This is a genomic window from Streptomyces sp. SM11 (assembly GCF_002910905.1).
In the GTDB taxonomy this organism is placed as follows: domain Bacteria; phylum Actinomycetota; class Actinomycetes; order Streptomycetales; family Streptomycetaceae; genus Streptomyces.
Window position 1 is genome coordinate 1 of sequence record NZ_NEUE01000045.1, and the last position, 5150, is coordinate 5150.

Sequence of the window (5150 nt, forward strand, 5' to 3'; positions counted from 1 at the left end):
CCGCTCGGGCGGTCCGGCACGGCGGACGCCGTCTGCGGCTGCGCCGGGCGGCGCACCGGACGGCGGGCTGGCTGCTGGGCCTGGCGCTCGCCGCGTTCCTCGTCTGGGTCGGCGTCGAGCAGCCGTGGGCGCCCGAGCCCGCCCGGGTCACTCCGCCGTTGGACGGCTGGTGAGGCGTTGGGGTCCCGGTCATGATCCGCCGGGCAACCCCCGAGAGGCCTACGCTGGAGGAGTCGGTCGTCGTACGAGCCGAGGAGGCCGTGATGACCAGGAAGATCGCGGACTGTCGCAAGTATCCGAGCGAGACGAACTGCACCCTCACCATCACCGGTGAGGAGGACGAGGTCGTCCGCGCCGCGAGCGAGCACGCCGCTTCGGTCCACGGGCACGAGGACGGTCCCGAACTGCGCGAGCAGGTCAGGGGCATGCTGGAGGACGAGAAGGTGAGCTGACGAGAAGGTGAGCTTCTGAACGCGAGGGGCGCCCACCGGACCCGGCGGGCGCCCCTGTCACTTCCGCCGCGTCAGCCCAGTGCCTGGGTGAGGTCGGCGAGCAGGTCGTCGCCGTTCTCGATGCCGACGGAGAGCCGGACCAGGTCGGCCGGGACCTCCAGCGGGGAGCCGGCGGCGGAGGCGTGCGTCATCCGGCCCGGGTGCTCCAGGAGGGACTCCACACCGCCGAGGGACTCGCCGAGCGTGAAGAGCTTCGCCCGGTTGCAGACCTCGACCGCCGCCTCCTCGCCGCCCGCGACGCGGAAGGACACCATGCCGCCGAAGGACTTCATCTGCTTGGCGGCGACCTCGTGGCCCGGGTGCTCGGGCAGGCCCGGGTAGAGGACCTGGGAGACCTTGGGGTGCCGGGTCAGCAGGTCGGCGACCTTGGTGGCGTTCTCGGTGTGCCGGTCCATGCGGACGGCGAGGGTCTTGATGCCGCGCAGCACGAGCCAGGCGTCAAAGGGTCCGGCGACCGCGCCCATGGCGTTCTGGTGGTACGCCAGCTCCTCGGCGAGCTCCGGGTCGCTGACGACGAGCGCGCCGCCGACGACGTCGGAGTGGCCGCCCATGTACTTGGTGGTGGAGTGCACGACGACGTCCGCGCCGAGCGCGAGGGGCTGCTGGAGGTAGGGCGAGGCGAAGGTGTTGTCGACGACGAGGCGGGCCCCGGCCTGCCGGGCCACCTGGGCCACGGCGGCGATGTCGGTGATGCCGAGCAGCGGGTTGGACGGGGTCTCCACCCAGACCGCCTTGGTGCGCGGGGTGAGCGCGGCCCGGACGGACGCCACGTCCGAGGTGTCGGCCACGGAGAACTCCACACCCCACCGCGAGGCGACCTTCGCGAACAGCCGGAACGTGCCGCCGTACGCGTCGTTCGGGATGACCACGTGGTCGCCGGGGGTCAGCAGCGTACGCAGGAGGCAGTCCTCGGCGGCGAGGCCGGAGGCGAAGGCGAGACCACGACGGCCGCCTTCGAGGGCCGCGAGGTTCTCCTCCAGCGCGGTGCGGGTCGGGTTGGCGCTGCGGCTGTACTCGTAACCGCCGCGCAGTCCGCCCACGCCGTCCTGCTTGTAGGTGGACACCTGGTAGATCGGCGGAACCACCGCGCCGGTGAGGGGGTCGGCGGTGTTCCCCGCGTGGATGGCGAGGGTTTCGAAGCTGTGCTGGTCGCTCATGGGGCCGAGCGTAGTTCGTGAAGAGGGCCCTTACCGGCCACTCGCCGCTCCGGGGACAATGGACTCATGGAGATTCTGTTGTTCCTGCTCGCGATGTGCATGCTCGCGGCGATCATCGGCCCCTGGGTCATGCGCAGCCGGGGCGGTATCCGCCAGGTCGCCCCCGGTTCACCGGACGCCGCCGACCCGGACACGTACGGCTTCGCCCGCCAGGAGGAGCTCGACGTCCGGATGCCGGGCCCCGACCAGGACCTCCTGGACGTGCTCGACGTCGTCCAGGGCACCCAGGACTGGCGGGCCGCCGCCCAGCTGCTCGCCGGGACACCGAAGGAGGGCGAGGTGCGCTGGCAGCGGATCCAGGCCTTCGCGGGCGCGGCCTCGCTGGAGCTGGCACAGCGGCCCGGCGCGGGCGGCGCGTGGCTGCGGACCTGGCGCGCGGAGTCCCCGAAGGACGCGGGCGGTGCGGCGGTGCACGCGGAGTTCCTGGTGCAGCAGGCGTGGCGGTCCTCGGCCGCGGGCAGCGACGACTTCCGGATCATCCTGGAGGAGGCCCGTGCGGTCTGCGGCGAGGCGGCCCTGCTCGCGCCGGGCGACCCCGTCCCGTACATCGTGGAGCTCGCGGTGGCCCGGGGCCTGAACTACACCCCCGAGCAGTTCGACCAGCTCTGGGCGAAGATCATCGACCGGGCCCCGGCCCATATGGGCGCGCACATCGCGGCGCTGCACTTCCACTGCGAGAAGTGGCACGGCTCGCGCGCGGACGCCGACCGTTTCGCCACGGCCGCCGCCGCCCGCGCCCCGCGGGGTTCGCTGCTGGCGGCGCTGCCGCTGTTCGCGGTGTACGAGCACCTGCCGGAGGTCAACCTGGTGCAGGGTTTCTACCGCGGCCAGGTGGTGACCAAGGCGGTCGAGGGCGCGATGTTCGCGGTGCACGCCGCGCGTCCGGACGACCCGATGCTGGCCCATGTCCGGCATCTGCTGGTGCTGTTCCTGGTCCACATGGAGCGCTGGTCGGAGGCGATGCACCAGCTGGTCCGCGTGGACGGCCATGTGGGCGCGCTGCCCTGGACGGCGGACACGGACCCGGCGGCGCAGTACACGGTCTACCGGGCGCTGGCGGTCGCGGGGTACGAGGCGAACGGCGGCAGCCCGGCGACGCTGCCGCACTGAAGGTGCGGCAGCTGTCCCCCGGAGGGCAGAAGCCGGCCCACTGAGAACAGTGCGGGAACGGCTGCGGACCAGGGCGAATCCGCGTTGCCGCCGCCTCATCCGGTGGGACGTCATCCGGTTCCCCCCACACGCACGTCCGACACCCACGGTCGGCACGCCCCTTGTTCATCTCGCGTACCGACCCGGCGCCCCGCGTGCCCGTGGGCGGGACGTCTTCCTTTCCCGTGGGGGGGGGAACTGCCCGATGGGCCCAACACTGCGCGCCACGCGCGCTCTTGTCCTGCTCGCAGGCTTCTATCTGCTGGCCTCGTCCTGCTCGCCGCCCTGGCAGCCGTCGACCGGGTGGCAGCCGTACACACTCCCGGCGCCTTCGCGCTGAAGGTCTTCATCGTCAGCGCCGTGCTCGCCGTCCCGATCATCCGGGGCATGTTCATGCTCCGGACGCCCGAGGGCGAGGACGTACCCGGCGTACGGGTGGACGACAGCCACGAGCCGCGACTCTGGCAGACCGTGCGTGACATCGCGCACCAGGTCGGGACCCGCGCCCCCGACGAGATCCTGCTCACCGGCGACGTCAACGCGGCGGTCAGCGAGGACCCGCGCTCGCACTGCGGGCGCAGTACACCACGCAGGAGCAGTTCGCCGGGTTCCACCGGGTGATGGCCCAGGCCCGGGGGCCTGCCACGAGGCCCAGGCACTGGCCGGCGACGACGACCCGTCCCCGTACATCGCGGAGATATCGTGCGCCCTCTCCCTCGGCTACGGGCACGAAGACTTCCGGGCGCTGTGGGCCGAGGTCGAGAAGCGTGCCCCGCATCACCTGGCGGCGCACGCCGCCGCCCTCCAGTACTGGTGCCGGAAGTGGCGGGGTTCGCACGAGCTGGCCGAGGAGTTCGCCCGGCGGGCGGCGGCGAAGGGCAGCCCCGGGCAGCTGCTCTCCCTCCTCCCGCTGTACGCGGCGTTCGAGCAGGAGACGACGGAGGAGGAGGCCGACACGGACGCGTTCCACAAGACCCCGGAGCTCGTCGCAGCGGCCGATGCCTGCCTCACCGACCTGGCGGCGGCGGTCGCGGCCGACCCGGCCGACCCGTGGATCGTCCGGGTCCGGCACCTGCTGGCCTGGACGCTGTACTAGCAGGACCGCTACGAGGCGATGGAGCAGTTCCGAGCGATCGACGGCTACATCGACAGCGCCCCGTGGACGTACGCGGGCGATCCCCTGCAGCGGTACGTCGAGGTGCGCGACTACTGCGCCGTGCAGGTCCGGGAGGCGGCCGGGGCCTGATCACCCGGTGCCCCGGGAAGGGGACACGAGTACGCGGCGGGGGCACAGGAATCCACGGTGCCCCCGCCGCGTTGTACGTCACGGTGGCTTCACCGCGTCGTCGTACGTGACGACGGTGTCTTCACCACGTCGTACGTCACGTGCCGCACCGCCCGTAGCGGACCCCGACCCCCCGGAGGAGCCCCCGCATGTTCCTGAACCGCCGCACCCCCGAGCTCCCCACCCCGGAGCAGGCCCTGCGCGGCCGCCCCGTCCCCGAGTTCACCGTCCCCTCCCGCCACACGGTCCTCGGCAACCCCCTGGTGGGCCCGTATCCGGAGGGCCTGGAGGTGGCGGACTTCGCGCTGGGGTGTTTCTGGGGCGCGGAGCGGAAGTTCTGGCAGACCGAGGGCGTCTGGACGACGCTCGTCGGCTACCAGGGCGGCTACACCGAGAACCCCTCGTACGAGGAGGCCTGCTCGGGCATGACCGGGCACACGGAGGCGGTACGCGTCGTCTTCGACCCGGCCGTCGTCCCGTACACGGAGTTGCTGAAGCTCTTCTGGGAGTCGCACAACCCGACCCAGGGCTTCCGCCAGGGCAACGACGTGGGCACCCAGTACCGCTCCGCGATCCACACCCACTCCCCCGCCCAGGCAGCGGCCGCCGACGCCTCCCGTGAGGCGTACCAGAAGGTCCTGACGGCCTCGGGCCACAAGGAGATCACCACGGAGATCCTCCCGGCCGAGGGCCGCCCGTTCTGGCCGGCGGAGGCGTATCACCAGCAGTACCTGGACAAGAACCCGGGCGGCTACTGCGGCATCGGCGGTACGGGAGTGTCCTGCCCGATAGGCGTGGCCCCGGTCGAGGGCTGACCCCGGCCGCAGGAGCCTCCAGGCCCCTCGTTTCGTTCGGCTCATGCCCTACGTCATCGGTCAGCATCGCCGGAAGCAGCCGCAGCAGCAGCCGTACGAACAGGGCGTCCCGGTCGGCCGAGGGCGGGGCGCCCGCCGCGGTGAGGGCGGCGAGCAGGTGCGGGTGCCGGCC

Annotated in this window: 6 protein-coding genes; 5 read left to right on the plus strand and 1 reads right to left on the minus strand. The window is 72.4% G+C overall.

Annotation, left to right across the window (positions count from 1 at the left end; genetic code table 11):
- Window positions 1-263 precede the first annotated feature (263 nt).
- Window positions 264-452, plus strand: coding sequence for a DUF1059 domain-containing protein (locus B9S58_RS02870; RefSeq protein ID WP_103530571.1), 189 nt, complete (start codon window positions 264-266; stop codon window positions 450-452).
- A gap of 71 nt (window positions 453-523) precedes the next feature.
- Here B9S58_RS02870 and B9S58_RS02875 read toward each other — a convergent pair whose 3' ends face one another.
- The gene (locus B9S58_RS02875; protein WP_103530572.1) at window positions 524-1669 is read right to left on the minus strand and encodes a cystathionine gamma-synthase; all 1146 of its coding nucleotides are present in this window, start codon (window positions 1667-1669) and stop codon (window positions 524-526) included.
- 66 nt (window positions 1670-1735) lie between these two features.
- On the opposite strand from B9S58_RS02875, the gene B9S58_RS02880 reads away from it, so the two are divergent.
- The 4 genes from B9S58_RS02880 to msrA all read left to right on the plus strand — a co-directional run bounded on the left by B9S58_RS02880 (window position 1736) and on the right by msrA (window position 4978).
- Window positions 1736-2839, plus strand: a complete 1104-nt coding sequence (locus tag B9S58_RS02880) for a hypothetical protein (RefSeq protein ID WP_103530573.1) — start codon at window positions 1736-1738, stop codon at window positions 2837-2839.
- A gap of 514 nt (window positions 2840-3353) precedes the next feature.
- Window positions 3354-3974, plus strand: coding sequence for a hypothetical protein (locus tag B9S58_RS02890; RefSeq protein ID WP_103530575.1), 621 nt, complete (start codon window positions 3354-3356; stop codon window positions 3972-3974).
- Between the two features lie 18 nt (window positions 3975-3992).
- Window positions 3993-4124 carry a hypothetical protein gene (locus B9S58_RS38680; RefSeq protein ID WP_258044164.1) on the plus strand — a complete coding sequence of 44 codons (132 nt, stop codon included), beginning with the start codon at window positions 3993-3995 and terminating at the stop codon, window positions 4122-4124.
- A gap of 188 nt (window positions 4125-4312) precedes the next feature.
- Window positions 4313-4978, plus strand: a complete 666-nt coding sequence (msrA, locus tag B9S58_RS02895; protein ID WP_103530576.1) for a peptide-methionine (S)-S-oxide reductase MsrA — start codon at window positions 4313-4315, stop codon at window positions 4976-4978.
- Window positions 4979-5150 lie beyond the last annotated feature (172 nt).

Bases quoted from the DNA above. Each gene is read 5' to 3' on its own strand.
- B9S58_RS02880 (WP_103530573.1), top strand. From the start codon at position 1,736: ATGGAGATTCTGTTGTTCCTGCTCGCGATGTGCATGCTCGCGGCGATC.
- B9S58_RS38680 (WP_258044164.1), top strand. From the start codon at position 3,993: ATGGAGCAGTTCCGAGCGATCGACGGCTACATCGACAGCGCCCCGTGG.
- msrA (WP_103530576.1), top strand. From the start codon at position 4,313: ATGTTCCTGAACCGCCGCACCCCCGAGCTCCCCACCCCGGAGCAGGCC.
- B9S58_RS02875 (WP_103530572.1), bottom strand. From the start codon at position 1,669: ATGAGCGACCAGCACAGCTTCGAAACCCTCGCCATCCACGCGGGGAAC.
- B9S58_RS02870 (WP_103530571.1), top strand. From the start codon at position 264: ATGACCAGGAAGATCGCGGACTGTCGCAAGTATCCGAGCGAGACGAAC.